This window comes from Micromonospora chalcea (assembly GCF_028768405.1).
Taxonomy (GTDB): domain Bacteria; phylum Actinomycetota; class Actinomycetes; order Mycobacteriales; family Micromonosporaceae; genus Micromonospora; species Micromonospora chalcea.
Genome location: NZ_CP118233.1, coordinates 3,287,757 through 3,314,547 on the forward strand (window position 1 = coordinate 3,287,757; position 26,791 = coordinate 3,314,547).

Here is a 26,791-nt window from a genome sequence, read left to right on the forward strand (position 1 = left end):
GCCGGATGCCGAGCGGGGGATGCTGCGCCTCGGCGAGGCGGGCGGTACGGGGGCGGATCGCCTCGTCGGGTCAGCTAGGTACTGTGCACGACATTAAAACCTTTCGATCAGCCTGTCCATAGCTTCTGATCGATCGGCTTACACTTTCGCCGCCACGCGACAAAAGTAGGTGTCACTCGCGGCGGTCGACAGCCCGCTCCACGAGCGCGGCGAGCACCCGCCGGGCCGGCTCCGCGAGCCCCGCCGCGTCCAGCGCGACCACTGCCGCGTCGGCCCGGGTACGGATCATCCGCTCCACCGCCTCCCGGGCGCCGGACTCCTCGACGATGCCCCGCACCTCGGCGGCGCCCGCCTGATCCAGCGCCGGATCGCCGACCAGCTCGCGCAGCCGGGCCACCCCGGCCGGGGAGGCGGACGCCCGGGCCAGCGCCAGCAGCACCGTCGGCTTGCCCTCGCGCAGGTCGTCCAGATTGGACTTTCCGGTCACCGCCGGATCGCCGAAGACGCCGAGGACGTCGTCGCGGAGCTGGAACGCGTCCCCGAGGGGATCGCCGAACCCGGCCAGCGCCGCCACCTCCGCCGGCGTCGCGCCGGCCAGCGCGGCGCCGATCTGCACCGGACGGGTCACCGTGTAACGGGCCGTCTTCAGCCGCACCACGGCGAGCGCGCTCGCCACCGAACCGTCCCCGGCCGCCGCGACCACGTCCAGGTACTCCCCCGCGATCACCTCCGAGCGCATCCGGGCCAGCAGGACCTGCCCGCCGCGCAGCCGCTCGGGCGGCAACCCGCAGCCGTGGAACATCTGCGCCGACCAGGTGGCGCAGAGGTCCCCGCAGAGCACCGCCGCCTGCCGGCCGTACGCCGCCGGGTCGCCGCGCCAGCCGGACCGCTCGTGCAGGTCGGCGAAGAAGCGGTGCAGCGTGGGCGCGCCCCGGCGGCGGTCACTGCGGTCCACGATGTCGTCGTGGATCAGCGCGAACGCGTGGAACAGCTCCAGCGACGCCGCGGCCACCACGATCGGCCGCTCGTCCGGGCCGCCGAAGCCCCGCCAGCCCCAGTAGCAGAACAGCGGTCGCAGCCGCTTCCCGCCGGCCAGCACGAACCGGCGCAAAGCGGAGTGAACAGTCCCCGTACCGTCGTCCGGCCGACCCGGCCCTCTCGCGTCCAGGAACGCGGCGAGCTCGGCGTCGAAACGGCCCCGAAGCAGGGCCGGGTCGGTCGGTGCGACGGTCACGGTCATGGTGCCTCCCAGGCCAATCCGGCGAGTTCCAGCAACAACGCCTTCACATCGGTCGCCTCCACCCGGGGCCGGATCGCGGCCGGGTCGGAGCAGAGCAGCACCGGGCCGTCCGCCGGATCGGCCGGCAGGCGCCCGTGCGAACCACGCACCGCCCGCGCCCCGGCGTCCAGCCCGACCACGTTCATCAGATAGCGCAGGCCGAGCTTCTTGCGTGCCAGCGCCACCGCCGCACGACGTTTCGCCGCGCCCGGAGCGGCCGGATCGAAGAACAGCTCGGCCGGGTCGTAGCCCGGCTTACGGTGGATCTCCACCAGCCGGGCGAAGTCGGGTGCCCGCGCGTCGTCCAGCCAGTAGTAGTAGGTGAACCAGGAGTCCGGCTCGGCCACCAGCACCAACTCGCCCGAGCGGGGATGGTCCAGGCCGTACCCGGCCTGCCCGGCGGCGTCCAGCACCTCGGCCACGCCGGGCAGCGCCGCGCAGAGCTTCGCCACCGCCGGCACGTCCGCCGGATCCCGGACGTAGACGTGCGCCACCTGGTGGTCGGCCACCGCGAACGCGCGTGACGTCCACGGGTCGAGGTATTCCATCCCGGCCTGGGTGTAGACCCGCAGCAATCCTTCGGCGCGCAGCAGCCGGTTCACGTCCACCGGGCGGGACACGTCGGTGATGCCGTACTCGGACAACGCCACCACAGTAGCGTCCCGATCACGGGCCGCGTCCAGCAGCGGGCCGAGCACGGTGTCCAGCTCCGCCGCCGCGGCGGCGGCCTCCGGCCCGGACGGACCGAAGCGTTGCAGGTCGTAGTCCAGATGCGGCAGGTAGACAAGGGTCAGGTCGGGGGCGTGGTCGGCGAGGATGCGCTGCGCCGCCCGGCTGATCCACGCCGAGGACGGCAGCCCCGCGCCCGGCCCCCAGTAGCTGAACAGCGGGAACGTGCCGAGCGCGTCGGTGAGCGTGTCCCGCAGCCGCGGCGGGTCGGTCCAGCAGTCCGGCTCCTTGCGCCCGTCGGCGTGGTAGACCGGGCGCGGCGTGACCGTCCAGTCCACGTCCGCGCCCATCGCGTACCACCAGCAGACGTTCGCGACCCGGTAGCCCGGCTCGACGCGGCGGGCCGCCTGCCACACCTTCTCGCCGCCGACCAGCGCGTTGTGCTGCCGCCAGAGCAGCACCTCGCCCAGGTCGCGGAAGTACCAGCCGTTGCCCACCACGCCGTGCCCGGCGGGCAGCTCGCCGGTGAGGAACGTGGACTGCGCCGAGCAGGTCACCGCCGGCAGCACGGTGCCCAGCTCGGCGGCGAACCCGGCCTCGGCCACCGCGCGCAGCCGGGGCATGTGCGCCAGCAGCCGCGGGGTCAGCCCGACCACGTCGAGCACCACCAGCCGCCGGCTCATGCGGTGCCGGCCTTCGTTCGCGACTGCGGGGCTCGCAGGACCGGCTCACTCCTCGCGCTCACGAGGACATCACCGCCGTCGGCGCCAGCCCGAGCGCGGTCAGCTCGTCGCGGGCGAAGGCCAGCTCGGCGGCGATGCCGGCGGCCAGCTCCGCGTCGCCGCGCGGCCGCCGCGCCTCCGGCAGCACCCCCCAGGTGTACGTCTCGACGTCGAGGTGGTCGCAGCCGGCGGCCGGACCGGCGAACAGCGCGGCGAGCGCCTCCCGCAGCACCGGCACCGTGGAGCGCAGCGGCGGTTCGGGCGGGGCGTGCAGCGGCACGTGGTAGTGCACCCGCCAGGCACCGGGCAGCCCCGCGTCGAGCGCGGCGTCGAGGTCGTCGGCCGCGTACGCCGGATCGGCCGGATCGGCGGCGCCGGCGCAACCGGCCGCGCGGGTCTGGTGCAGGAACCTCGGCTCGACGAAGCGGCGCAACGCCGCGCCCGCCCCGGCCGGATCGGGCGCCTCGACGGCGGCGGACACCTGGACCTTCACCACGGGGAGACCGGCGGCACGCAGCCCGGCCAGGGCATCCGCCGGCTGCTCCCAGGCGCACGCCAGGTGTGCGAGGTCCAGGCAGATCCCGAGCCGGTCGGTATCCATGGCTGAGAATACCTCGCGTGCTTGTCCCGTCGACTCCACCAGGCAGCCGGGTTCCGGCTCGAAGCCGACCCGGATCACCCGGCCGGTCTCCCGCTGCACCGCGGCCAGCCCGTCGGCCAGCGCGTCGAGCCGGCGCCGGGCGGTCGCGGCGCGCGCGGTGTCCCACGGCGTACGCCAGGCCAGCGGCAGCGTCGAGACCGACCCGTGGACCGCGTCGTCGGGCAGCAGGTCGGCCAGCACCCGGGCCAGGTCCAGCGTGTACGCCGAGCGCTGCGGCGTGGTCCAGTCCGGGTGGTACACCGCGCCCTTGACCACCGGGGCCTGGAACCCGGCGTACGGGAAGCCGTTGAGCGTGACCACCTCCAGGCCCCGTACCGTCAGCTCGTGACGCAGCCGGCGGCGGGCCGCCGGGTCGGCGGCGAGCGCGGCGGCCACCGGCGCGGCCAGCCAGAGCCCGAGCCCGAGCAGGTCGGCGCCGAGCGCCCGGCGCACCGCTACCGCGTACGTGTCGAGCTGGGCGACGATGCCGGGCAGGTCCTCGGCCGGGTGGACGTTCGTGCAGTAGCCGAGATGGACGGTCGTGCCGTCGGCGTGGCGCAGCCGCATCATTCGCCTCCGCGCAGGATCGAGTTGCCGGCGAAGGTGGGGTCGCTCGCCTCCAGGGCGGTCAGGTCGAGCCGGCCGGACTGGCCGTAGAACTCGACCGGATTGCGCCACAGCACCCGGTCCACGTCGTCGGCGCTGAACCCGGCCAGCTGCATCGCCTCCCCGGTGGCCCGGGTCAGCAGCGGGTCCGACCGCCCCCAGTCGGCGGCCGAGTTGACCAGCATCCGCTCGGTCCCGTACCGCTTCAGCAGCTCGACCATGCGCGGCGGCGACATCTTCGTCTCCGGGTAGATGGAGAAGCCCAGCCAGCAGCCGGTGTCCCGGACCAGCCCCACAGTCACCTCGTTGAGGTGGTCGACGAGCACCCGTTCCGGCGCGATGTCCGACTCGGCGACCACGTCGAGCGTGCGCCGTACGCCGCGTGCCTTGTCCCGGTGCGGCGTGTGCACCAGCGCGGGCAGGTCGTACGCGACGGCCAGGGCGAGCTGCCCGGCCAGCGCGGCGTCCTCGGCCGGCGTCATCGCGTCGTAGCCGATCTCACCGACGGCCACCACGCCGTCCTTGTCCAGGTAGCGGGGCAGCAGGTCGAGCACCGGGCGGCAGCGCGGGTCGTTCGCCTCCTTCGGGTTGAGCGCCACTGTGGCGTGGTGCCGGATGCCGAACTGCCCGGCCCGGAACGGCTCCCAGCCGATCAGCGAGTCGAAGTAGTCCACGAAGCTGTCCACGCTGGTGCGCGGTTGGCCCAGCCAGAACGCCGGTTCGACCAGCGCGCGGACCCCGGCGGCGGCCATCCGCTCGTAGTCGTCGGTGGTGCGGGACGTCATGTGGATGTGCGGGTCGAAGATGCGCATGTCACGCCTCCGGGGTGGGGATGGTCAGCCGGCGCAGCAGGTCGGCCGCGTCGTCGGGCATGGTCCGGCCGGCGGCGTGCCGCTCGGCGGCGTACGCGGCGAGCATCCGGGCCAGCTCGCCGTCGGCCCGCTCCGGCAGGTCGTCGACCACCGCCAGGGGCACGCCGGTGAACACGCACTTGAGCACCGCCTGCCGCCAGGCCGGCTGCTCCAGGTGCCGGGCGTACGGGCCGAGCGCGGCGGCGACCAGCCGGGTGTCGTTTGTGCGGATCGCGTCGTGCAGCAGCGGCACGCACTCCGCGCCGATGGGCAGCAGCGGCAGCGCGCGCAGCACGGCGCGTTTCTCGGCGGCGTCGCCCTGCCGGTAGAGCGTCTCGGCCGCGGCGGCGTGGCCGTTCGGCAGCGTGGTCAGCAGCAGCGCGCGGGCCGCCTCGTCGGCCGTCCAGCCGGGCGGGTCGGGCAGCGGCCCGCGACCGCACCGCCGGGCGGCGGTGGCGAAGAACCGTTCGATCGCCGTGGGTTCGGTCGCGACGCGGCGCAGCGCCGCGTCCAGCCACTGCGGGTCGGGTACGCCCCGAAGCGCGGCGCGCAGTCGGTCGGGTGTCATGCCGTCTCCCCTCTGCCGGGTGGAAGGTGGTGGGTCACCGCCCCTCGCCGCGCGAGGCGGCGGCGCGCAGGAAGTCCAGTGAGCGGGCGGCGACGGCCGGTGCCGCGTGCGAGTGCCGGGGCAGCTCCACCGCCACCAGCCCGCGGTAGCCGGCGTCGGCCAGGGCACGCAGCACCGGCGGGAAGTCGATCTCGCCGGCGCCGAACTCCAGGTGTTCGTGCACGCCTCGGCGCATGTCGTCGATCTGCACGTTGACCAGGTGCGCGGCGACCTCGGACACGCACCGCGGCACCGGCAGCGGCTCCAGGCACCGGCAGTGCCCGATGTCGAGCGTGATGCCGAAGCCGGGCGGCGCGCCGAGCGCCTCGCGCAGCCGCCGCCACCCGGCGATGTCCTCGACGAACATGCCCGGCTCGGGCTCGAAACCCAGCGGCACGCCCGCCTCCGCCGCCTCGGCGCACACCGTCGCGCAGCCGGCCACCAGGCGGTCGGCGGCGACGCCGGGCGGTACGCCGGGCGGGCGTACGCCGGCCCAGAAGGAGACCGCCTCCGCGCCCAGCTCGGCACCGATCCGCACGGCCCGGCGCAGGAACTCCACCCGCCGGGACGGGTCGTCGTGCAGCAGCGTCGGCGCGTGCTTGTGCCAGGGGTCGAGCAGGTAGCGGGCGCCGGTCTCGACCACCACCGACAGCCCGAGCGCGTCCAGCCGGCGGCGCACGGCAGCGACCCGGCGGGCCAGGCCGGGGGCGAACGGGTCCAGGTGGTCGTGGTCCAGGGTGAGCGCGACGCCCTGGTAGCCGAGGTCGGCGAGAACAGCGAGCGCGTCACCGAGGCGGTGGTTGGCGAAGCCGTTGGTGCCGTACCCGAAACGCAGCGCGCCCGGGCCGGGCAGCGGGTCGGCGGCGGTCATGTCGGGGAGATCAGTCGGGCCAGGCGGCGGCCGAGCGGGGCGGCGCCGGCCACGGCGAGGCCGAGCAGCCGCGCCCCGGCGCGGGCGGTGAGCGAACCCTGCAAGGCGGGCAGCCCGGTGATCCCGGCCCCTACGGCGGCGCGTACCCGGGCCGGTGACGGATCGGCGAGCACCCGGGCCTGCGCCCGGCCGTACCGGACGGCGTACCCGGCCGCGAGCACCGCCGGCACCAGCTCCCCGAGCCGAAGGAAGGGCCCCCTCTTAACGCATCCGGTAGAGGAGGGGGCCCCGCTTAACACGGTGGGCCGGGCCGGGGTGGTGAACGCGATCAGCGCGGTGCCGGCCAGCGTGAGGCCCGGCAGACGCCGGTCCGCGCCGGTCACCTCGCGGCGGGACAGCGCGGTCACCGTCCAGGTGTGCGCGGCGATGGTGAGCGCTGCGGGCAGCGCCCGGACCACCCGGCCGCCGGACGCGCCGAGCAGCACGTCCAGCCCACGGCACGCGGCCATCACCGCCGGGCCGGCGGCGGTGTTCTTCGCGCACAGGTCGTACCCCCAGATGGTGGCCGCGAGTGGCAGCGCGACCGCCGCCGCCCGGCGGCCCCCGGCGGCGGTGGCGACCGCGAGCCCGGCGGCGGTGAGGCCGGACGCGACGCCGAGCGCCACCGACGGGCGCACCCGGCCGGACGGGATCGGCCGTTCCGGCCGTTCGACCGCGTCCAGCCGCCGGTCCGCCCAGTCGTTGGCGGCCATCCCGGCCCAGTAGAGCAGCACCGACGCGCCGGCCAGGGCGGGCGTCCGGCGGCCCAGCGCCCCGGCCGCTGCGGCGCCGGACAGCACGTCCCCGGGTACGGAGAGCGCGGCCGGCGCCCGGACCAGTTCGGCCAGGTCGGCCAGGCGGGTCACGACGTCACCCGGGCGTGCAGGCCGGCGGCGAAGTCCCGCAGCACCGTCCACTGCTCGCCGAGCGCGTGGCCGGTCGCGCCGAGCGGGTCCTTGAAGAAGAACGCCAGTTCGGTCAGCGGGCCGTGGCGGCCGGCGGCGTGCGCGGCGGCGGTGAGCCGGGCCAGGTCCAGCACGAGCGGCGCGGCGAGCGCCGAGTCGCAGCCGTGCCAGGTGAACTCCATCCGCATGCCGGTGCCGAGGAAACCGGCGAACGTGATCAGGTCCCAGGCGGTCTTGAAGTCGCCCAGTTCCTCGACGTACTCGATCCGGGTGCCACCCTGGGGCAGGTAGCCCAGCGTCTCGGCGAGCACCCGCTGCTTGCTGCCGACCTTGGCGGCGTTGGCGGCCGGGTCGGCGAGCGTGGCGCCGTCGCCGCCGCCGAGCAGGTTCGTGCCGGACCAGGAGCGCACGGCCAGGTGCCGCATCGCGAACATCGGCGCGAGCACCGACTTGAGCAGCGTCTCGCCGGTCTTGCCGTCGTGCCCGGCGTACGGCAGTCCGCGTTCGGCGGCGAGCGCGGCCAGGGCCGGCAGCCGGGCGCCCGTGGACGGGGTGAAGTCCACGTACGGGCAGCCGGCGGTGAACGCCGCGTACGCGTAGGCGGAGCTGGGCGGCAGCACGCCGGCCGGGCCGGTCAGCGCGTCGCGCAGCGTGGCCAGGTCGTGGTGGGCCGGGTGCGGTGCGGGCGCCGGTTCGGTGGCGGCGACGTTGACCACCACCACCCGGTCCAGCCCGTGCCGGGTGCGGAACCCGGTCAGGTCGCGCACCACGGCGGCGATCCGCTCGCCCTGGTCGCCCTCGGCCGGCGCGGGTCGCAGCGCCGCCTCGAGGGCGGCCAGGTCCGGCGCGACGGCATCGGCCAGCCGGGCGGGCAGCACGCCGGCGGCGGCGAGCGCCTCGGCGCGTTTGGTGAGCGGGGTGGCGACCACGTCGTGGCCGCCGAAGACGAGATCGGCGAAGCCCGGCAGGGCGGGCCCGCGCAGGTCGGGCAGCTCGGTCACGCATCCGGTCGGCGCGGTGAGCCCGGCCCGCAGGGCCAGCCCGCCGACCACGGCGGTGGTGGCGACCGAGCCGCGCGCACCCACCAGCCACACACCCGTACGCATTCGCGCTACCTCCCCAGGTAAGGCCGGTCCACCGGTGCGGCCGGGGAATCCCGGTCCGGCCGCACCGGAGGGCCGTGCTGGTCGTGCCGGCGGACACCGGCGGCACGCTCCCCGGAGCCGGCCTCGTCCCCGCCGCGGGGCGCAACCGCGGGCGGGCCCTCGCCAGCCGGCGCCGGTGAGTGTCGGGCGGGCCTGGCCCGCCTCGGATCAGGCGGAAGCTTCGGCCAGCGCGGGCTCCACCTCCGTCCAGGCGGCCCGCTCGGCCGAGCGGGTCACCGCGTCGAGCACGAGCTGGACCTGCAGCGCGTCGGCGAACGACGGGGCCGGGTCGGCGCCGGTGGCGACCGCCTCGACGAAGTCGCGCGCCTGGTGGGTGAAGGAGTGCTCGTAGCCGATGATGTGGCCGGGCGGCCACCACGCACCCAGGTACGGATGGTCCGGCTCGGTCACCAGGATCCGGCTGAAGCCCTGCTCGGCGGCGGGCCGGGTGGCGTCCAGGAACTCCAGCTCGTTGAGGCGTTCCAGGTCGAACACGACGCTGCCACGCGAGCCGTTGATCTCGACGCGCAGGGCGTTCTTGCGGCCGGTGGCGAACCGGGTCGCCTCGTACGTGGCGAGCGCTCCCCCGTCGAGCCGGGCCACGAACACCGCCGCGTCGTCCACCGTCACCTGGCCCATGGCGCTGCCGTTACCGTCGGCCTGCGCGGCCAGGCCGCTCGACCCGGCGACGAGTGGCCGCTGGCGGACGAACGTCTCGGTCAGCGCGCTGACCCCGCTGACGAGCTGACCGGTGACGTACTGGGTCAGGTCGATGATGTGCGCGCCGATGTCACCGAGCGCGCCGGAGCCCGCCCTGTCCTTCTGCAACCGCCACACCAGCGGGAACTGCGGGTCGACGATCCAGTCCTGGAGGTAGACCGCCCGGACGTGCCGGATCTCGCCGATCCGCCCGTCGGCCACCAGCTGCCGCATCAGGGCGACAGCGGGCACCCGCCGGTAGTTGAAGCCGCACATCGCGCGTACCCCGGACTCGCGGGCCCGGGCCGCGGCCCCGGTCATCTCGCGGGCCTCGGCGACGCTGTTCGCCAGCGGCTTCTCGCACAGCACGTGCTTGCCCGCGGCGAGCGCGGCGAGCGCGATCTCGCGGTGGCTGTCCCCCGGCGTGCAGATGTCGACCACGTCGATCTCGTCGGACTCGACGAGCCGCCGCCAGTCGGTGGTGTAGCCGTCCCAGCCGAGCCGGTCGGCGGCCTCGGCCACCTTCGGCTCGTCCCGGCCGCAGACGAGCGCCATCCGTACCCGGGACGGCAGGTCGAACACCCGGTTCACGGTGCGCCACGCCTGGGAGTGCGCGGCGCCCATGAACGCGTAGCCGACCATGCCGACCCGCAGGATGCTGTCGTGACTGGACAAGGTGGGTCTCCCCCCGTGTGTCAGAACCCGAGCTTCAGGTAGTCGCTCGCGTTCTCCTTGGTGATCGTCTCGGAGGCGAGCACGATCTCCTTCGGTACCTGGAGTTCGACCAGGTCGGACATGCCCTTGCCCTGGCCGATCAGGCGGGCCAGGGAGATGGCCGAGGAGGCCATCGACGGGCTGTAGGTGACTGTGGCCTTGAGGACCGTGTTGTCGGCGGCGATGTCCTCCATGGCCTTCTTGGAGCCGGCGCCGCCGACCATGATGAATTCCTTGCGGTTGGCCTGGTTGACCGCCGCGAGCACGCCGATGCCCTGGTCGTCGTCGTGGTTCCAGACCGCGTCGATCTTCGGCAGCGCCTGGAACAGGCCGGTGGCGGCCTGCTGCCCGGAGTCGACTGTGAACTCGGCGGGGCGCCGGTTGGCGACCTTGAACCCGTACGAGGCGAGCGTGTCGGCGAACCCCTTCGACCGTTCCTGGGTCAGCTCCAGCGACTCGATGCCGGGGATCTCGCCGATCACCGGGTTGCTCACGCCCTTGGTCTTGAGCTGCTCGGCGATGTACGTGGCGGCGGCCACCCCCATGCCGTAGTTGTCGCCCTTGATCTGGCACCGGTAGGCGCGCGCGTCCGGGAAGGCCCGGTCCAGGTTCACCACCGGGATGCCGGCCTTCATCGCCTCCAGGCCGAACGCGTTGAGTTCCTTGCCGTCGTGCGGCAGCAGCACGATCACGTCGGGCTTCTGCGAGATCAGCGTGGACAGCGCCGCCCGCTGGGCCGCCGCGTCCGCGCCGGCCTCGACCGACTTCAGCTCCACGTCCTGGTACGCCCCGGCCTGCGCCTTGGCGTTGTTCGTGATGGCGGCGATCCAGCCGTGGTCGGCGGCCGGGGCGGAGAAGCCGATGGTCACCTTCTTGCCCGGCTCGGTGTTGGCGCCGGAACCGGCCGCCTTGGTCTGTGCCTCGGTCGGGCTCTGCTCGTTGCTGGTGCAACCGGCGAGCAGCACCCCGGCGGAGACCGCGGCCCCGCCGAAGAGCAGCCGGCGGCGGGACAGGTCATGGCGCGGTGTTCTCATGACGCCTCCTGGGATGAGGTGGTGGGGTGGTTTCGGGTGTGGCGGGCCGGACCGCAGTCGGTACGACTGCAGCCTGGTGTGCGCGGGTGGGGTCAGGTGGTGGTGGCCCGGTTGCGGGCGAGGAACTGGGTGAGGCTGCCGAACTGCACCTGCTGGACCAGGACGGCGGCGACGATGATGCCGCCCTTGACCATGTTCTGGGCCTCGGCGGAGAGGTTGTTGATGGCGAACAGGTTGGTGATCGTGGAGAAGATGATCACCCCGAGCAGGGAGCCGATGATCGTGCCCCGCCCGCCGCTGAGCAGCGTGCCGCCGATGATCGCGGCGGCGATCGCGTCCAGCTCGTAGAGGTTGGCCATCGCCGCCTGCGCGGAGGTGGCCTGCGCGGTCAGCATGACCGCGGCGATGCCGCAGCACAGGCCGGACAGCGCGTAGAGGAGCACCGTGTGCCGGCGCACGTTGATGCCGGCGAGCCGGGCCGCCTCCGGGTTGCCGCCGACCGCCACCGTACGGCGGCCGAACGTGGTCCGGTTCAACAGCACCCAGCCGGCCGCCACCACCGCCACCAGGATGTAGACCAGCAGCGGAATGCCGAGCACGTTCGTGCTGGCGATGCCGTTGATGAACGTGTTGCCCGACACCTGGGTCTGCTTGTCGGAGATCTCCGCCGCCAGCCCCCGGGCGGCGACGAGCATCGCCAGCGTGGCGATGAACGGCACCAGCCGCCCGTACGACACGAGCAGCCCGTTCACCACGCCGACGGCGAGCCCGACGGTCAGCGCGGTGAAGATCATGCCGCCCGCGCCGTAGCTCTGCGTGGCGACAGTGGTGCACCAGACCCCGGCCAGCGCGACGATCGCGCCGACCGACAGGTCGATGCCGCCGCCGATGATCACGAAGGTCATGCCGACGGTGACCACGCCGACCACCGAGGCGAGCTTGAGAATGGTGAGCGTGTTGCCCCACACCCAGTTCGGGTCGCCGTAGAGGTCGGGGCGGGTCAGGATGCCGATGACCACCAGCACGACGAGCGTGGCGAGCAGGCCGAGGTTGCGCTTGACGCCCTCCCCGCCGTCGCCGCGCCACCAGGAGAGCTTCGCCGGCGCGTCGACCTTGGCGGTCTCCGTCCGCTCCACCGGCGGCGACTGCGCGGGCAGGGCGGATTCGGTTACATCGCTCATGCCGGTGCGCCTTCCATGAGGGACCCCGCCATGACGAGGTCGAGCACGGTGTTCTCGTCCAGTTCGCCGGCCGGCGCCTCGCGGACCACCCGGCCCTCCCGCATCACCAGCACCCGGTCGGCCAGGCCCAGCACCTCGGGCACCTCGCTGGAGACCAGCAGCACCCCGACGCCCCGGGCGGCCAGATCGCGGATCACCTGGTAAAGCTCGGCCCGGGCGCCCACGTCCACGCCCCGGGTCGGCTCGTCGAGCAGCAGCAGCCGGGTGTCACCGAGCAGCCACCGGCCGACCACCACCTTCTGCTGGTTGCCGCCGGACAGCGTGCGCACCGGCCGCCGTACGTCGCGGGGCCGCAGCTCCAGCGACTCGGCGATCCGGTCCGCCTCGGCGCGTTCCCGCCCGGCGTCGGTGAACCCGAGGCGGGCGTACCTGCCGAACGTGGCGAGCGTGACGTTGCGGTAGATCGGTTCACCGAGCAGCAGCGCCTGGCTCTTGCGCTCCTCCGGCGCCATGCCCATCCCGGCCCGTACCGCCGCGCCCACACTGCCGGGACGCAGCGTCCGGCCGTTCACCCGGACCGTCCCGGCGTGCGCCCGGCGCGCGCCGAAGATGGTCTCCAGCAGCTCCGACCGGCCCGAGCCGACCAGCCCGGCGATGCCGACGATCTCTCCCGCCCGGACCCGGAGCGAGACGTCGGCGAACTCGCCGGGCCGGGTCAGCCCGTCCACCCGCAGCAGCTCCGCGCCACCCCCGTGGTCGGCCGGGCGCTGCGGGAAGACGTACTCGATGGTCCGGCCCGTCATCCGGGCCACCAGGTCGCGGGTCGGCGTCTCGCGGGCCGGCAGGCTCGCCGCCGTGGTCCGGCCGTCCTTGAGTACGGTGACCCGGTCGCCGATCTCGCGGATCTCCTCCAGCCGGTGCGAGATGTAGATGACAGCGATGCCCTGCGCGGTGAGTTCCCGGATGATCCGGAACAGGTTCGCCACCTCGTCGTGGGCCAGCACCGCGCTCGGCTCGTCCATGATGATCAGCCGGGCCTCGTGGGAGAGCGCCCGCGCCATGCTGACGATCTGCTTGCCGGCGGCGGGCAGGTGCCGCACCAGCCGCCCCGGCGGGATCTCCGGGTGGCCGAGCCGGGCCAGGATCTGCCGGGTACGGCGGGCCATGTGCCCCCGCCGGACGAAGCCGAACCGGCGCGGCTCGTGGCCGAGGAACGCGTTCTCCGCCACCGACAGGTCGTCGACCAGGTCGAGTTCCTGGTAGATCGTGGCGATGCCGGCGCGCATGGCGGCCTGCGGGTTGGCGAACGACGCCGGCTCGCCCCGCCACACGACCTCACCGGAGTCCGGCCGGTGCACGCCGGCCAGCACCTTGATCAGGGTGGACTTGCCGGCGCCGTTCTGCCCCAGCAGGCAGTGCACCTCACCGGCCCGCACCTCGAGTTGCACGCCGTCGAGCGCGCGTACCCCCGGGAACGTCTTGACGACGTCGGTGAGGCGCAGGACCACCTCGCCCGCGACGGCGTCCGCGGGCGCCTCGACCAGCGGCTTCCCGGTCATGCTGCCTCCCCGAACGCGAGGTCACTTGCCAGCACGGCCGCGCCGGCGACGCCGGCGCGCGGGCCCAGCTCGGACAGGACGACCGGCAGGTTGCCGGTGGCCAGCGGCAGCGAGCGGCGGTAGACCACGCTGCGGATCTCGGCGAGCAGGATGTGGCCGAGCTGGGCCAGTCCGCCGCCGATCACGATCATCGACGGGTTGGTGAAGCTGACCAGCCCGGCCAGGACGCTGCCGACCCGCCGGCCGCCGTCCCGGATCAACTGGATGCAGGAGACGTCCCCCTCGATCGCCCCCTGCGCCACGTCGAGCGCGGTCACCACACCCCGGGCGGCGAACCGCTCGGCCAGCGCCGGGGAGACCTCGGTGCGGGCCGCGACAGTCGCCTCGCGGGCCAGCGCGGCTCCGCTGAACACCGCCTCCAGGCAGCCGACGTTGCCGCAGGAACACATCGGACCGTTCGGGTCGACCTGGATGTGGCCGATGTCCCCGGCGCAGCCGTCGGTGCCCCGGTAGACCTCGCCGTGCAGGTAGATGCCGCAGCCGATGCCGGTGCCGATCTTGATGAACAGGAAGTCGTCGACCGAGTGGGCCACGCCACCGTGCCGCTCCCCGATCGCCATGATGTTGACGTCGTTGTCCACCACCGCCGGGCAGCCGTGCTCCCGGGTCAGCAGCTCGCGGACCGGGAACCGGTCCCACCCCGGCATGATCGGCGGGGAGACCGGGACGCCGTCACGGAAGCTCACCGGCCCCGGCACGCCGATGCCGACCGCGTCGAGCCGCTCGTACGCGCCGTCCACCTTGGCCTTGTGCAGCAGCTCGTTGACGCGCTGGAGCGTCACCTTCGGGCCGGAGCGGATGTCGGCGGTCTCGGTGTAGGCGGCCACCGGCTCCAGCCGGCCGTTGACCACCTCCACGTCGATCGAGCTGGCGCCCAGGTCGACGGCGGCGAACCGCAGGTGCGGGCTCAGCTCGACCAGGGTGGAGCGCCGCCCGCCCCGGGAGGCGGCCAGCCCGGCCTCGGCCACGTACCCGAGGGAGACGAGCCGTTCCAGCTCGGCGAGCAGGCGCGGGCGGGGCATCTGGAGGCGGTCGCCGAGTTCGGCGCGGGACACCGCGCCCTCGTCCCGGAGCAGCCGCAGGAGCCGTACGTGCAGGGGGTCGACCGTCCGCACCGGCAGTCACCTCCGCATCGGAAGTCCGTCACATCGACCATGGCGATGTGTGTTGTGTCCGACACAGTAGGAGCCTTCCGGGTCGCATGTCCATAGCTTCGGCACGCCTGATGCAAACTTTTGTCCATACGAACAAAAGAGGTGCCGGGCCAGAAAAACGCGCCGCCCCGCCCGGGCGCATCCGGGCGGGGCGGCGAGGTGCGGTCAGCGGTCAGTGGTGGGAGGAGGCATTGCCCTTCTTGCGCAGCTTGCGGTCGTCGCGCAACTCCACGTAGGGCTCCTCGTCGGCCGGGTGGCCGGCCGCGATGGCCCGGCTGCGCTCCAGCTCGGCGTCGAACTCCGCGCCGAGCAGGATGGCCACGTTGCTCAGCCAGAGCCAGACCAGGAAGATGATCACGCCGGCCACCGCGCCGTACGTCTTGTTGTACGAGCCGAAGTTGCTGACGTAGAGCGCGAAGAGGCCGGACACCACGAGCCAGAGCACCACCGCGAGCACGCCGCCGGGGCTGACCCAGCGGAAGCCGCCGTGCCGGGCGTTCGGCGAGGCCCAGTAGAGGATCGCGAACATCAGGCTCACCAGCACCAGCAACACCGGCCACTTGGCGATGTTCCACACCGTGACGGCGGTCGAGCCGAGCCCGATCGCGTTTCCGGCCTGCTCGGCCAGGCCGCCGGTGAACACCACGATCACGGCGCTGATCAGCAGCATCACGCCGATCACCGCGGTCACGCCGAGGCGTACCGGCAGCGTCTTCCAGATCGGCCGCCCCTCCGGCACGTCGTAGATGCTGTTCGAGGCGCGCATGAACGCGGCGATGTAGCCGGAGGCGGACCAGAAGGCCGCGACCAGACCGATGACGGCCGCGATGCTGGCCAGCCCGCCGGACTGGCCGGCCTGGTCGATCGCGCTCTCGATGATCTTGCGGATGTTCTCCTCCGGCACCGCCTGGCCGACGGTGTCCCGGACCCCCTCCGTGGCCCGGTCACCGAGCAGGCCGAGCAGCGAGATCAGCACCAGCACGCCGGGGAAGATGGAGAGCACGCCGTAGTAGGTGAGCGCGGCGGCCCAGTCGGTCAGGCTGTCGTCCTGGAACTCCCGGACGGTCCGCTTGAGCGTCGCCATCCAGCCCGTCGCGGTCAGGTCGGTCGGGCTGTCCGGACCGTCGTCCGGGCCCACCGGCTCCGTGCGGTCGCGCCCGTCACGGGCGGGAGCCTCGTCGGCGGCCATGGCACCTCCTCGTCGTCGCGTCGTCAGACGACATGCCCTGACGACGGCGGCCATAACCACCACCCGCGAAAACGGCAGACCCGCCCGACGCCCCTGCCCCCGAGGCGGCCACTCACGCCCATCGCGGCCGTCCGCGTTTCCCGCCGCCTCGCTCTGCATCCATCGGCGCACACGGTTACGCAGCGTGTCTGCCGCGCGGGTGGCTGCAGAGCAAAGCCCGCCGGCGCCGCACCCCGTCACGACAGCGCGACGCACTCGACCGGAGATCTCGGCGCCCGCCGCCCGGAGCGGACAACAACTCGCCCAAGATCTCGACAACCGTCACGACGAGTGGAACGTCATGGGTGCCAAACGGGGGCGGAGACACCCATGGCGTTCCACCCGTCCGATCCGCCGGCGGCGGGCGCGCGGTGGAATCGGCGGCGGCACCCGGCACAGCCACCGTGCCGCAGTGGCGGCGTCGTCATGACGAAGGAGCCCGCGACCTCGGCGGAATGAATTCGATCATGGGCCTTCCGGGCACCGGAGCACGTACTGCCGACGCCGGTCGGCGCCGGCACCGCCGAGGGCCGACAGGGCCTGCGACAGCAGTCGGTCGCGCTGCACTATCCGTAACCGCCACCGGCTCCCGTGACTCGCCATTCATCGTTGGAAAGGCGCCCGGTCGACCACCGGAAGGCATTGCCGAAGTCCTTGATCGCGCAATTACGAAAGAGATTCAAGAAGCGTCCGCCGGAGCGCGTCACCCCAATTACCGTCACTCATTGCAATCACGTTAAGCAATGTTCCCAACGCGCGCGCAATTCGCGTATCGTGCCCCCTCGTGCCGCCCGTTCGCCCCTCCGACGCGACTCCCCCGAAACCCCGGCCGCCGTCCGGCGGACGACCGGGGTCCGATGTGGACGCCGAGGTGGTGCCGCTCCCGCCGGACGAGGGCGTCGTCGCCGGTCCGGAGTGGTCCGACGACGGGCCGGGCGAGACGCACCACCACAGCCGGGCCGTGCCGCACCACACCGAGGACCACAATCCGGCCGAGACGCACGACGCCCCGGATCAGGCCCAGCAGGACGCCCGGGAACTGGCCGCCCGGTTCGAGGAGGAGAAGCCGGGACGGGTCCTCGCCGGCGGAGTCGGCTTCCTGTTCACCGGCGTCACCGTCGCGGTCGGGCTGCTGACGCTCTGGCAGGTGTTCTTCCCGCTGGCCCAGGGCAGCAAGTACTACCTCATCTTCTTCCTCGCCGGCGTCCTGCCGATGGTGTTCCTCGCGTACCCCTCGGGGGTGCGGCTGCGACGCACCGAGGCCGACGCGGTCGACGTGGACGACCGGCGCGGACCGACGCCCGTGGACTGGCTGCTGGCGCTCGCGGCGCTCGTGGTCTGCCTCTACCCGGTGCTGCCGGTCGCCGTCGGTGCGGGCGGCGGCGGGTACGACGCCTTCCTGGACCGGCAGGGCCTGCTGGATCCGCTGGACGTGGCGTTCGGCACCGGGCTGCTGCTCCTGCTGCTGGAGGCGTGCCGGCGTACCACCGGGTGGATCCTGCCGGCGGTCTGCGTGCTGTTCCTCGGGTACGGCTACTACGGCGGGCTGCTGCCGCAGTCCTGGCCGGTGGCGCACGCGGGGCTCGACTTCGCGCAGCTGGTCGACGCGTTCTACAACTCCGACAGCGGCTTCTACGGCACGCCGCTGGACGTCGCCGCCTCCTACATCGTGCTGTTCACCATCTACGGCGCGGTGCTCGACCTGTCCGGCGCGGGCCGGTTCTTCGTGGAGCTGTCCGCCGCCGCGTTCCGCCGCTCCCGTACCGCCGCCGGGCGCACCGCCGTCGCCTCGGGTTTCCTGCTCGGCACGGTCTCCGGCTCCGGCGCCGCCACCACCGTCAGCATCGGCGCGGTGACCTGGCCGATCCTGCGCCGCGCCGGCTACCCGGCCGAGCGCGCGGGCGGCATGCTGGCCGCCGCCGGTGTCGGGGCGATCCTGTCTCCGCCCACGCTCGGCGCGGCGGCGTTCATCATCGCCGAGTACCTGGGCGTGTCCTACCTGCAGGTGCTCGGCTGGGCCACGGTGCCCACGATCCTCTACTACCTGGGCATCCTGTTCTCGGTCGAGATCGACGCACGACGTTCCGGGGTCCGTCCGGTGGTCATCGACAGCGGCTCGGCCTGGCGGCTGCTGGCCCGTTTCGGCTACCACTTCCTCTCGCTCCTCGTGATCATCGTGGTGCTGGCGCTCGGCGCGTCGGCGATGCGGGCGGTGGTCATCGCCACCGTGATCGCGGCGGCGCTGTCCTTCCTGGACCGGCGGCACCGCCTCACGCCGGCCCGGCTGGTGGCGGCGCTGCGCGACGGCGTACGCGGGGTGCTCGCGGTGAGCGCCGTGTGCGCCGCGGCCGGCATCATCACCGCCACCACCACGAAGACCGGGCTCGGGCCGCAGGCCGCCTCGCTGCTGATCAGCGGCGCGCAGGCGGTCAGCTCGGAGCCCGCCGTGGTGCTGGCGCTGACCGCGGTGCTCGCCGCCGTCGCGCTCAGCCTGCTGGGCCTCGCCGTGCCGGTCACCGCGTCCTTCGTCATCGGCTGGGTGATCATCGGCCCGGCGCTGCTGAACCTGGGTGTCGAGGCGCCCGCCGCGGCCATGTTCGTCTTCTACTTCGCGGTGCTGTCCGAGGTCTCGCCGCCGACCGCGCTCGCCGCGGTCGCCGCCGCCGCGGTCACCGGCGGCCGCCTGGTGCCGACCATGTGGCAGACCCTGCGGTACGCGCTGCCGGCGTACCTGATCCCGCTGGCCTTCGTGATCACGCCGACCGGCCTCGGACTGCTCGGCATCGGCGGGCCCGGGCGGATCGTGACGGCCGGCCTGGTCTCCGCGCTCGGCGTGGCGGTGCTGGCGGTGGCGGCCGGCGGCTGGCTGCCGGGCGTGGGCCCGGCCGGCGCGCCGGAGCGGATCCTCGGCGCGATCGCCGGGCTGGTCCTGCTCTGGCTGGAACCGCTGCCCATGGCGATCGGCGCGGCGCTCGCCGCGCTCACGGTCGCGGGCGTGTACGTCCGACGTGGCGCCGCCGGGCACGCCGGCCGCCCGGCGGTCGAAGAATCCGTGGATCTTGGGGAGGAGAGAGAGTGGGACGGATCGACGCGAGGATAGTGGCGGGTGTCGGGGCGCTTGTCCTGGTCGCCGCCGGTGCCGCCGGCTGCGGGGGCCGTCAGGACGGCGCGGCGAAGGACGACGCCGCCCGCGAGGTCAGCTGCAAGGTCACCAAGGACACCCGGGTCGGTATCGCCACCGGCAACGCCACCGGCGTCTACTACGTGGTCGGCAACGCGCTCGCCGGTGAGCTGAGCAAGACCACCGACGGCAAGCTCACCGGGACGGCCGCCGAGACGGGCGCCTCGGTGCAGAACGTCGAACAGCTCGTCGCCGGCCAGTACGACGTGGCGTTCTCCCTGTTCGACACCGCTGTCAACGCGGTGCAGGGCAAGGGGAGCTTCACCGCGCCGCAGCCGGTCAAGGCGCTGGCCCGGATCTACGACAACTACACCCAGGTGGTCGTACGGGCCGACGCGGGCATCACGTCGGTGGCCGACATGAAGGGCAAGAAGATCTCCACCGGCTCACCGAAGTCCGGCACCGAGGTCATCGCCAACCGGCTGCTCACCGCCGCCGGGCTGGACCCGGCGAAGGACGTCCAGGCGCAGCGGCTGGACCTCACCAAGACCGTCGACGGCATGAAGGACGGCAGCATCGACGGCTTCTTCTGGTCCGGCGGCGTGCCGACCGGCGGGGTCACCGACCTGTTCACCACGTCCGGCGACAAGGTGAAGTTCGTCGACATCACTCCGCTGCTGCCGAAGATGGCCGAGCTGAACCCGGCGTACCAGGCGGGCACCATCGGCAAGGACATCTACCGGACCCCGGCCGACGTGCCCACCATCGTGGTGCCGAACGTGCTGCTGGTGCGGGACAACCTCGACGCCGACGTGGCCTGCGCGATCACCCGGACGGTGTTCGAGTCCAAGGACGCCCTGGCCCAGGCGAACCCGGCGGCGAAGGGCATCGAGCTGGGTAACGCCCGCAAGACCGACCCGGTGCCGCTGCACCGCGGCGCGGAGCGGGCACTGAGCGACCTCGGCGCGAGCTGACCTGAACGGGCCGGGTCCGGACGCGCGTCCGGGCCCGGCCCGCCCGACCCGACCGGAGACCACCGTGCCGCTGCCCCACCCGGCTCGCGTACGCCGGCACCACCGCTCCGCGGACCGCACCGGACGCCTGCGCTCGGTCCGCGTCCAACTGCTGGCCCCGATCCTGGTCGCCACGGCCGGGCTGGTCGTGCTGGGGGCGGCGCAGACCGACGCCGCGCTGGACGCGTCCGCCGACGCCGACCGGGCGCGCGTGCTGGCCGGCACCGCCACCGCGACCGTACGTCTGGTGCACGAGCTGGAACGCGAACTGGGCGAGACGGCCGCGTTGCGCCAGCGCGGCGGTACGTCCGGCCGCCCGCTCGTGGACGCGCAGCGCCGCCGGGTCGACACGGCCGTGGAGCGCTACCGCTCGGCGCAGGGTGACGCGCGCCGGGCCGCCCCGGACCTGGCGGGGGTGCTGGACGACGCGCGCGGGCGCTTGGAGCAACTCGCGCCGACCCGGGACCTGGCGCTGGCCGGTGAGCGCGGCGACCCGGCGTACGTGTCGCTCGTGGAGTCGCTGCTCGCGGTCGCGGACGCGCTGCCCAGTCAACTCCGGGACGCCGACCTGGCCAACCAGGCCCGTGAGGTGGCCTCGGTGGCCGCCCAGGAGCACCTGTCCGCGCTGGAGCGCGACCTGCTGCGGGCGGTGTTCGTCAGAGGCGGACTGGAACGCGGCGAGCTGGCCCGGCTGGGCCGGCTGCGGGGCGCCCGGGAGCAGCGGCAGGCCGAGTTCCTGCGGATCGCCTCCGCCCCGGCGAACGCTGCCTGGTACCGGCTGGTCGACGGCGCCGACGTGACCACGGCCCGGCGGATGCGCGACGCGATGCTCGACACCGACGGCGCGCCGGACGCGCTGAAGACCGACGGCGACGCCTGGTACGTGGCGCAGAGCGGCGCGATCCGCCGGTACAACCTGCTCGGCCGGGACCTGTCCGACGGGCTGGACCGGGACGCGGCCGACCTGGCCGCCGCGGCCCGGCTGCGCGCGGTGCTGACCGCCGGGGCGACGAGCACCGTCGCGCTCGGCTCGCTCGTCACCGCCGTGCTGCTGGCGGTACGGACCAGCCGCCGGTTGCGCCGGCTGCGGGTGGCCGCGCTGACCATGGCGAACCGGGAGCTGCCGGAGCGGATCACCGCGATCGCGGCGGGCGAACGGGCGCCCGCGGAGGGTCCGGCGACCCGGATGACGGACGGGATCCGGCGCGGTCGGGACGAGGTGGCGCAGGTCGCCGAGGCGTTCGACACGGTGAACCGGGCCGCGCTGCGGCTCGCCGGGCAGCAGGCGGAGTTGCGGCTGGACGTGACCCGGATGGCGGAGGCGCTGGCCCGGCGCATCCGGACGCTGATCACCCGGCAGTTGCGGCTGCTCGACGACTTCGAACGCGAGGAGACCGATCCGGACGCGCTGGCCCGGCTCTTCGCGCTGGACCACCTGGCCGCCCGGCTGCGGCGCAACGGGGAGAACCTGCTGGTCCTCGCCGGTGGCGAGCCGGGCCGGGGGCACGAGGGCGCGTTGCTGCTGGACGACGTGGCACGGGCGGCGGCCTCCGAGATCGAGGACTATCCGCGGGTGGAGATCGACGTGCCGACCGCGGCGGTGCACGGCGCTGCGGCCGGCAACCTGGTGCATCTGCTGGCCGAGTTGCTGGAGAACGCCACCGTCTACTCGCCGCCGGAGGCCCGGGTGCTGGTGGACGGCCGGCGCACAGTCGACGGGCTGGTGCTGCGCGTGCACGACCAGGGCATCGGCATCAGCGAGAGCCGGCTGGCCGAGATCAACGAACGGCTCGCCGCGCCGGCCACCCTGTCCAGCGCCGCCGCCGGCAGCATGGGCCTGCACGTGGTGGCCCACCTGGCCGCCCGGCACGGGATCCGGGTGCAGTTGCACAACCCTGGCACCGGCACGGTGGCGCAGGTGGACGTACCGGAGTCGGTGCTGACCCGGGTCGAGTCGGTGGCGTCCCGGCCGCCGGCCGAGCGGCGCCCGCACGGGCGCGGCGCGCCGTGGTTCAAGAACGCGCCCGTCCTGCGGCCGCAGGGCGGTTCCCGCGACCTCGTCACCAGCGCCCCGACGGCCGGCGGGCCGGCGCGCGGCGTGGCCACGGTCCGGGCGCCGGGCGGCGCGCTGCTGGCGCCGAGCGCGGCGCGGATCCGGCCGGTGAGCGTGCCACCGGCACCGGTGTCGACCACCGCCGCCGGGCTGCCCCGGCGGCCGGTGGGCGGGCATCTGCCGGGACCGATGCCCGCCGCCACCGCGCCGCCGCCCGCGACCGACCTGCTCGACCCCGAAGTGGTACGCGCCCGGCTGTCCGCCCTCGCCGAGGGGGTGGCCAGCGCGACGCGCCGTGCCCCGAACACCACACCACCCAACGGGAGAAGACCATGAATCCACCCGCTTCCACCGGGCTCGACTGGCTGCTGGCGAACTTCGCCGAGCAGGTGCCGGACGTCTCGCACGCGCTCGCGGTCTCCGAGGACGGACTGCGGCTGGCGTCCTCGCCGGATCTCTCCCCGGACCAGGTCGACCAGCTCTCGGCGGTGATCAGCGGCTTGGCGAGCCTTACCGTGGGCGCGGCCCGGCTGATGTCCGCCGGCCGGGTACGCCAGCAGATCGTCGACATGGACGGCGGTGTGATGCTGGTGATGGCGGTCGGGGAACGGGCGCTGCTCGGCGTGCTGGCCGCGCCCGGCTGCGACCTGGGCCAGATCGGTTACGAGACGGCGACGCTGGTGCAGCGGGTGGCGGAGGCGCTGGAACCGGCGGTCCGCCGGTGAGCGGCCGCCCGGCGCGGCTGGTGGCGGCGCTGCTGGCGACGGTGCTGGTGGCCGGTTGCGGCGCCGAGGACACCACTGGGCAGGCGTGGCACGGCGGGCGGATCTTCCTGGCCACCGGCAACACCACAGGCGTCTACTACCAGCTCGGCGGCGGGTACGCCGATCTGATCACCCGGCACGTGCCCGGGTACGAGGCGCGCGCGGAGCCGACCGGCGCGTCGGTGGAGAACATCACCCGGGTGGCCGGCGGCGACATGGAGATCGCGTTCAGCCTGGCCGACACGGCGGCGGACGCGGTCGACGGCCGCGGGGCGTTCGACAAGCAACCGCAGCCGGTACGTGCGCTGGCCCGCGTCTACAGCAACTACACGCACGTGATCGTCCGCAGCGACGGCAAGATCAACAGCTTCGCCGACCTGCGCGGCAAGCGCGTCTCGACCGGTTCGCCGAAGTCCGGGACCGACATCATCGCCGGGCGTCTGCTCACCGCCGGCGGCATCGACCCGAACGCCGGCATCCAGCGGCTCAACCTGTCGTTGCCGGAGACGGTCAAGCGGATGCGGGCGAACACGCTGGACGCCATGTTCTTCTCCGGCGGCCTGCCCACGCCCGGCGTGAAGGACCTGCTCTCCTCCGCGCCCGGGAAGTTCCGGCTGCTGCCGCTGAACGACCTGATCGAGCCGCTGAGCGCCCGGTTCGGCGGCGTCTACACCACCGCCACGCTGCCGAAGGAGGTCTACGGCACGGCCGAGCCGACGCCCACCATCACGGTGGCGAACGTGATCCTGGTGGCGGCGGACATGCCGGAGCAGCTCGCGTACGACCTGACCCGGGTGCTCTTCACCTGGCAGGGCGACCTGATCCAGGTGCACCCGGAGGCGGCGAACTTCAACCGGGCCAGCGCGGCCGCGACCGGCCCGATCCCGCTGCACCCGGGCGCGGCCCGGTTCTACCGCGACGGCGGCTGAGCGCGGGGCGGTCCCGCTACGGCGTCCAGTCGCGCCGCAGCAGGCCGTAGATGGCCATGTCGGCGAAGCCGTCGCCGTCGTACCCGCGTTCCCGCTGGGTGCCCTCGTGGACGAAGCCGCACCGCTCGGCGGTACGCCGCATCGCCGTGTTGCCGGCCAGCGTCTCGATCTCCAGGCGCCGCAGGTTGCGGTTGCGGAAGCCGTACCGGCAGAGCAGCCGGATCACCTCGGTGCCGTAGCCCTGGCCGCGCGCCTCGGGCAGCAGCGTGATGCCGAGGTGGGCGTACCCGTTGAAGGTGTTGATCCCCCACAGCACGCCGGTGCCGAGGAACGTGCCGTCGGCGACGGTCTCGGCCAGCAGTGACACCGGAGCGCCGGCTTCCGGCTGCTCGGCGGCGCGCTTCTCCAGCCGGGCCCGGACCTGCCCGACATGGTGCGGCAGGAACGGCTCGTCGTCGGTGATCAGGTGCAGCTCCGGGTCGCTGTGCAGGCGGAACAGGTCCGGCGCGTCGTCGGGGGTGGGAGGGCGCAGACGGACGCGCTCGGTGGCGAACATGCCGCGACGCTAGCGGCGACGGAGCGGGTCGGCAATCGGATTTGGCCACCCTACCGACCGGTCGGTAGGGTGGCTGGCATGACCCCGCTCGTCCTCGCCTCCGCCCTGACCAAGACCTACGGGACACGCGACGCCCTGCGCGCGCTCGACCTCGCCGTCGCGCCGGCAGCCGGTTCGTCGTGCTCGGCCACAACGGCGCCGGCAAGTCCACGCTGCTGGAGATCATCGCCACCCTGCGCACCCCGACCTCGGGCTCGGTGCGCGTCGGCGGCTTCGACACCGTGACCCAGGCGCGGGACGCACGGCGGCTGATCGGCCTGGCGCCGCAGTCCAACGCGCTGGACCCCCTCGCCACCCCGGCGGAGGTGCTCGAATTCCACGGCGTGGCGCTCGGGCTCGGCCGCCGGCAGCGGGCCCGCCGCACGCGGGAACTCGTCGAACTGTTCGGCCTGGCCGAGCAGCGCTCGTCCCGGGTGGCCAAGCTCTCCGGCGGCACCCGCCGCAAGCTGGACCTGGCGGTGGCGCTCGTCGCCGAGCCCGCAGTGGTGATCCTGGACGAGCCGACCACCGGCCTGGACCCGCTCGCACGCATCGACTTCTGGACCGAGCTGACCCGCCTCAACCACAGCGGCACCTCGCTGCTCATCTCGACCCAGGACCTGCACGAGGCCGACGTGCTGGCCACGGAGATCGCCGTGCTACGGGACGGCCGGGTGGTCGCCCAGGGCCCACCGGCGTCGCTCAAGGGGCGCGTCGGCGCCCGAACGCTCACGCTCGACCTGTCCGACGCCGCCGCCGCGACCGCGCTCGTCGCCGCGTCCGAAGCCGGGTTCCGCGCCGACCCCGACCACCCGGACCGGGTACGCCTCAGCGTCCCCGACGACCCCCGCGCGCTGACCGCTGCCCTGCACGAAGCCGGCGCGATCGCCGCCGACATCACCCGGCTCCATCTCGCCGAGCCCTCCCTCGACGACGTCTTCGTCGCCCTCGCCGCACGCTGAGGCGCGCCCCCACCGCACCCCGAAAGGCCCGACACCGTGCTCCCGCTCGCGCTCACCCCGCCCCGCCGCTCTTCGGCCCCGGCCGTCCTCGCGGCGATCAGACGCTCGACCCGGGCCGTGCTCCGTACCCCGGCGCTGCTCGTGGCCCCGGTCGCCCAGTCCCTGTTCTTCCTGCTCGTCTACGCCGGGCAGCTCGACGCCGTGGGCAGCACCTATCTGGGCGGGACGAGCTTCATCGCGTTCCTGCTGCCGCTGATCCTGCTCACCGGCGTCGCCACCGGCGCGGGCGCGGCCGGCACGCTCGTGCTGGGCGACATCACCAGCGGATACCTGGACCGCCTCCGGCTCGCCCACGGGACCACGACGCCGTTCCTCGTCGGCCCGGTCGTCGCCGCGCTGCTCGCTGTCGTACTCCAGATGGTGGTGACCGTCGCCGGGGCCGTCGCGATCGGCTACCGGCCGGCGAGCTGGTCCGGCGTCGCCGGAATGCTCCTGCTGATGCTCGCGCTCGGACTCGGCGTCGCGCTGCTGAGCACGGCGCTCGCCATCCGGTCGGGCTCGGCGTCCACCACCAACCTGGTCACGCTCGTCGTGTTCGGCCTGTCGTTCTTCACCGGCGTGTTCGCGCCGGTCGACGAACTCGCCGGCTGGATGCGGGTGATCGCCACGGTCAACCCGCTCACCTATATCGTCGACACCGCCCGGCAGCTCGGCGGCGGCACGCCGCTCGCCGCGGCCCCGATCGGCGTCGCGGCGCTCGCCGCCCTCACCGTCGCCGGAACCGCCGCCTGCGCCCTCGCCCTCCACCACGCCAGGAAGAACCGATGAGCGACACCCGCACCCAGATCATGGATGCCTTCGCCGAACAGCTCGCCGCGACCGGCTACCAGGGCATCTCCCTGGTCGGCGTCGGCCGCAGCGTCGGCATCCAGAAGCCGTCCATCTACCACCACTTCCCGGGCGGCAAGGAGGACCTCTACATCGCGGTGGCGGAGCGGTACATCCGGGACGTCGGCGGCAGGATCTCGGCGGCGCTGGCCGGCCCCGGCGACGTGCCGCACCGGCTGCACGCGCTCGCCACCGTCGCCGCCGGTCAGCACGGCGACGCGATCACGTTCGAGCAGCGCATCTACGACACGCTGCCGCTCGTCTCCGCCGAGACCAGCGAGCACGTCTCGGGCCTCTACGTCGCCCTGATGCTGGCCCCGGTCACCCGGTTCTTCGCCGACGCCCGTGCCGAGGGCGCGGTCACCGGCGAACCGGAGTTCCTGATGAACGCGTTCCTGCACCTGGCCCGCGCGACCGACCTCACCGACGAGAACGGCCCCGCCCGGGTCGTCGCGCTCTTCCTCGACGGCGCCCGCCCACGTGCCTAAACTAAGCCAAGGAGG

23 protein-coding genes are annotated in these 26,791 nt (G+C 73.8%); 8 read left to right on the forward strand and 15 right to left on the reverse strand.

Features of this window, described 5'->3' with window-relative positions:
- Nucleotides 1-172: 172 nt before the first annotated feature.
- The 14 genes from PVK74_RS14155 to PVK74_RS14220 all read right to left on the reverse strand — a co-directional run bounded on the left by PVK74_RS14155 (nt 173) and on the right by PVK74_RS14220 (nt 15,924).
- Nucleotides 173-1,240 (reverse strand): polyprenyl synthetase family protein, encoded by a 1,068-nt coding sequence (locus PVK74_RS14155; protein WP_043329105.1) that lies wholly within the window; start codon nt 1,238-1,240, stop codon nt 173-175.
- Nucleotides 1,237-2,631 carry an alkaline phosphatase family protein gene (locus tag PVK74_RS14160; protein WP_187693116.1) on the reverse strand — a complete coding sequence of 465 codons (1,395 nt, stop codon included), beginning with the start codon at nt 2,629-2,631 and terminating at the stop codon, nt 1,237-1,239. Before PVK74_RS14160 ends, PVK74_RS14155 begins: the two co-directional genes overlap by 4 nt.
- Before the next feature lie 58 nt (nt 2,632-2,689).
- Complete coding sequence (eboE, locus tag PVK74_RS14165; RefSeq protein WP_187693115.1) at nt 2,690-3,877, reverse strand: metabolite traffic protein EboE; 1,188 nt, start codon at nt 3,875-3,877, stop codon at nt 2,690-2,692.
- A complete protein-coding gene (locus PVK74_RS14170) occupies nt 3,877-4,728 on the reverse strand; it encodes a TatD family hydrolase (protein WP_104115026.1) in 852 nt (283 codons plus the stop codon). The genes eboE and PVK74_RS14170 overlap by 1 nt, the downstream gene beginning before the upstream one ends.
- A 1-nt stretch (nt 4,729) precedes the next feature.
- Nucleotides 4,730-5,335, reverse strand: coding sequence for an EboA domain-containing protein (locus tag PVK74_RS14175; RefSeq protein WP_069088872.1), 606 nt, complete (start codon nt 5,333-5,335; stop codon nt 4,730-4,732).
- 34 nt (nt 5,336-5,369) lie between these two features.
- Nucleotides 5,370-6,245, reverse strand: a complete 876-nt coding sequence (locus PVK74_RS14180) for a sugar phosphate isomerase/epimerase family protein (RefSeq protein WP_187693114.1) — start codon at nt 6,243-6,245, stop codon at nt 5,370-5,372.
- Nucleotides 6,242-7,150 carry an SCO3242 family prenyltransferase gene (locus tag PVK74_RS14185; RefSeq protein WP_187693113.1) on the reverse strand — a complete coding sequence of 303 codons (909 nt, stop codon included), beginning with the start codon at nt 7,148-7,150 and terminating at the stop codon, nt 6,242-6,244. The genes PVK74_RS14180 and PVK74_RS14185 overlap by 4 nt, the downstream gene beginning before the upstream one ends.
- Entirely contained in the window at nt 7,147-8,295 is a 1,149-nt protein-coding gene (locus tag PVK74_RS14190) for an inositol-3-phosphate synthase (protein ID WP_187693112.1), read from the reverse strand. Before PVK74_RS14190 ends, PVK74_RS14185 begins: the two co-directional genes overlap by 4 nt.
- Nucleotides 8,296-8,502: 207 nt before the next feature.
- Nucleotides 8,503-9,675 (reverse strand): Gfo/Idh/MocA family protein, encoded by a 1,173-nt coding sequence (locus tag PVK74_RS14195; protein ID WP_369830119.1) that lies wholly within the window; start codon nt 9,673-9,675, stop codon nt 8,503-8,505.
- 53 nt (nt 9,676-9,728) lie between these two features.
- The gene (locus PVK74_RS14200; protein WP_043329088.1) at nt 9,729-10,781 is read right to left on the reverse strand and encodes a substrate-binding domain-containing protein; all 1,053 of its coding nucleotides are present in this window, start codon (nt 10,779-10,781) and stop codon (nt 9,729-9,731) included.
- Nucleotides 10,782-10,873: 92 nt separating this feature from the next.
- Nucleotides 10,874-11,962, reverse strand: coding sequence for an ABC transporter permease (locus PVK74_RS14205; RefSeq protein WP_043329086.1), 1,089 nt, complete (start codon nt 11,960-11,962; stop codon nt 10,874-10,876).
- On the reverse strand, nt 11,959-13,521 hold the full coding sequence (locus PVK74_RS14210; protein ID WP_043329084.1) for a sugar ABC transporter ATP-binding protein: 1,563 nt from the start codon (nt 13,519-13,521) through the stop codon (nt 11,959-11,961). Before PVK74_RS14210 ends, PVK74_RS14205 begins: the two co-directional genes overlap by 4 nt.
- On the reverse strand, nt 13,518-14,696 hold the full coding sequence (locus tag PVK74_RS14215; RefSeq protein ID WP_043329082.1) for an ROK family protein: 1,179 nt from the start codon (nt 14,694-14,696) through the stop codon (nt 13,518-13,520). Before PVK74_RS14215 ends, PVK74_RS14210 begins: the two co-directional genes overlap by 4 nt.
- A 211-nt stretch (nt 14,697-14,907) precedes the next feature.
- Nucleotides 14,908-15,924, reverse strand: coding sequence for a YihY/virulence factor BrkB family protein (locus PVK74_RS14220; RefSeq protein WP_043329080.1), 1,017 nt, complete (start codon nt 15,922-15,924; stop codon nt 14,908-14,910).
- A 910-nt stretch (nt 15,925-16,834) separates the two neighbouring features.
- Here PVK74_RS14220 and PVK74_RS14225 point away from each other — a divergent pair.
- The 5 genes from PVK74_RS14225 (at nt 16,835) to PVK74_RS14245 (ending at nt 23,843) form a co-directional block, all read left to right on the forward strand.
- Nucleotides 16,835-19,063: a TRAP transporter permease gene (locus tag PVK74_RS14225; RefSeq protein ID WP_274479203.1), complete on the forward strand. Its 2,229-nt coding sequence runs from the start codon at nt 16,835-16,837 to the stop codon at nt 19,061-19,063.
- Nucleotides 19,039-20,058 (forward strand): TAXI family TRAP transporter solute-binding subunit, encoded by a 1,020-nt coding sequence (locus PVK74_RS14230; protein ID WP_043329078.1) that lies wholly within the window; start codon nt 19,039-19,041, stop codon nt 20,056-20,058. Before PVK74_RS14225 ends, PVK74_RS14230 begins: the two co-directional genes overlap by 25 nt.
- A 64-nt stretch (nt 20,059-20,122) precedes the next feature.
- Nucleotides 20,123-22,486 carry a sensor histidine kinase gene (locus PVK74_RS14235; protein ID WP_069088864.1) on the forward strand — a complete coding sequence of 788 codons (2,364 nt, stop codon included), beginning with the start codon at nt 20,123-20,125 and terminating at the stop codon, nt 22,484-22,486.
- Nucleotides 22,483-22,875, forward strand: a complete 393-nt coding sequence (locus PVK74_RS14240) for a roadblock/LC7 domain-containing protein (RefSeq protein WP_030503989.1) — start codon at nt 22,483-22,485, stop codon at nt 22,873-22,875. Before PVK74_RS14235 ends, PVK74_RS14240 begins: the two co-directional genes overlap by 4 nt.
- Nucleotides 22,872-23,843 (forward strand): TAXI family TRAP transporter solute-binding subunit, encoded by a 972-nt coding sequence (locus PVK74_RS14245; RefSeq protein ID WP_064448158.1) that lies wholly within the window; start codon nt 22,872-22,874, stop codon nt 23,841-23,843. Before PVK74_RS14240 ends, PVK74_RS14245 begins: the two co-directional genes overlap by 4 nt.
- Before the next feature lie 16 nt (nt 23,844-23,859).
- Here the strand turns inward: PVK74_RS14245 and PVK74_RS14250 are convergent, their stop codons facing one another.
- Entirely contained in the window at nt 23,860-24,399 is a 540-nt protein-coding gene (locus PVK74_RS14250) for a GNAT family N-acetyltransferase (protein WP_274479204.1), read from the reverse strand.
- A gap of 179 nt (nt 24,400-24,578) precedes the next feature.
- Here PVK74_RS14250 and PVK74_RS14255 point away from each other — a divergent pair, with 179 nt between their 5' ends.
- Genes PVK74_RS14255 through PVK74_RS14265 form a run of 3 tightly spaced genes read left to right on the forward strand, consistent with a single transcriptional unit; the run spans nt 24,579 to nt 26,776 of the window.
- Nucleotides 24,579-25,400: an ABC transporter ATP-binding protein gene (locus PVK74_RS14255; protein WP_274479205.1), complete on the forward strand. Its 822-nt coding sequence runs from the start codon at nt 24,579-24,581 to the stop codon at nt 25,398-25,400.
- Nucleotides 25,401-25,436: 36 nt separating this feature from the next.
- Nucleotides 25,437-26,228: an ABC transporter permease gene (locus PVK74_RS14260; RefSeq protein ID WP_274479206.1), complete on the forward strand. Its 792-nt coding sequence runs from the start codon at nt 25,437-25,439 to the stop codon at nt 26,226-26,228.
- Nucleotides 26,225-26,776, forward strand: coding sequence for a TetR/AcrR family transcriptional regulator (locus PVK74_RS14265; protein WP_104115041.1), 552 nt, complete (start codon nt 26,225-26,227; stop codon nt 26,774-26,776). Before PVK74_RS14260 ends, PVK74_RS14265 begins: the two co-directional genes overlap by 4 nt.
- Nucleotides 26,777-26,791 lie beyond the last annotated feature (15 nt).

What these genes read in the sequence shown, in the direction of transcription:
- PVK74_RS14175 (WP_069088872.1), bottom strand. Translation starts at nt 5,335, where the DNA reads ATGACACCCGACCGACTGCGCGCCGCGCTTCGGGGCGTACCCGACCCG.
- PVK74_RS14240 (WP_030503989.1), top strand. Translation starts at nt 22,483, where the DNA reads ATGAATCCACCCGCTTCCACCGGGCTCGACTGGCTGCTGGCGAACTTC.
- PVK74_RS14205 (WP_043329086.1), bottom strand. Translation starts at nt 11,962, where the DNA reads ATGAGCGATGTAACCGAATCCGCCCTGCCCGCGCAGTCGCCGCCGGTG.
- PVK74_RS14195 (WP_369830119.1), bottom strand. Translation starts at nt 9,675, where the DNA reads ATGGTCGGCTACGCGTTCATGGGCGCCGCGCACTCCCAGGCGTGGCGC.
- eboE (WP_187693115.1), bottom strand. Translation starts at nt 3,877, where the DNA reads ATGCGGCTGCGCCACGCCGACGGCACGACCGTCCATCTCGGCTACTGC.
- PVK74_RS14190 (WP_187693112.1), bottom strand. Translation starts at nt 8,295, where the DNA reads ATGCGTACGGGTGTGTGGCTGGTGGGTGCGCGCGGCTCGGTCGCCACC.
- PVK74_RS14200 (WP_043329088.1), bottom strand. Translation starts at nt 10,781, where the DNA reads ATGAGAACACCGCGCCATGACCTGTCCCGCCGCCGGCTGCTCTTCGGC.
- PVK74_RS14265 (WP_104115041.1), top strand. Translation starts at nt 26,225, where the DNA reads ATGAGCGACACCCGCACCCAGATCATGGATGCCTTCGCCGAACAGCTC.
- PVK74_RS14170 (WP_104115026.1), bottom strand. Translation starts at nt 4,728, where the DNA reads ATGCGCATCTTCGACCCGCACATCCACATGACGTCCCGCACCACCGAC.
- PVK74_RS14210 (WP_043329084.1), bottom strand. Translation starts at nt 13,521, where the DNA reads ATGACCGGGAAGCCGCTGGTCGAGGCGCCCGCGGACGCCGTCGCGGGC.
- PVK74_RS14180 (WP_187693114.1), bottom strand. Translation starts at nt 6,245, where the DNA reads ATGACCGCCGCCGACCCGCTGCCCGGCCCGGGCGCGCTGCGTTTCGGG.
- PVK74_RS14250 (WP_274479204.1), bottom strand. Translation starts at nt 24,399, where the DNA reads ATGTTCGCCACCGAGCGCGTCCGTCTGCGCCCTCCCACCCCCGACGAC.
- PVK74_RS14220 (WP_043329080.1), bottom strand. Translation starts at nt 15,924, where the DNA reads ATGGCCGCCGACGAGGCTCCCGCCCGTGACGGGCGCGACCGCACGGAG.
- PVK74_RS14155 (WP_043329105.1), bottom strand. Translation starts at nt 1,240, where the DNA reads ATGACCGTGACCGTCGCACCGACCGACCCGGCCCTGCTTCGGGGCCGT.
- PVK74_RS14160 (WP_187693116.1), bottom strand. Translation starts at nt 2,631, where the DNA reads ATGAGCCGGCGGCTGGTGGTGCTCGACGTGGTCGGGCTGACCCCGCGG.